1 pseudogene is annotated in these 266 nt (G+C 62.8%); it reads left to right on the forward strand.

Annotated elements, in window-relative coordinates:
* Positions 1-266, forward strand: a pseudogene (locus tag ACNQQL_RS36215) (IS3 family transposase); the annotation flags it as partial.

Here is a 266-nt window from a genome sequence, read left to right on the forward strand (position 1 = left end):
CACGGCGGGCGCGCCGTCGAGCGAGCCGCCGGTGGATGTGAAGACGCTGCATGCGAAGATCGGCCAGTTGACACTGGAGAACGATTTTTTGTCCGGAGCGCTCGGCAAGGCCGGACTGCTGAGCGCAAAGCGATGATCGATCGCACGCATGCGCTGCCGGTATCGCAACAAACGCGGCTGGTTGGCATCGCGAGATCGAGCGCCTATTACCGACCGCAGCCGGTCAGCGAGGCCGATCAGTTGCTGATGCGACGAATCGACGAACT

The organism is Burkholderia sp. LFS061, assembly GCF_047978125.1.
GTDB lineage: Bacteria > Pseudomonadota > Gammaproteobacteria > Burkholderiales > Burkholderiaceae > Burkholderia > Burkholderia pyrrocinia_C.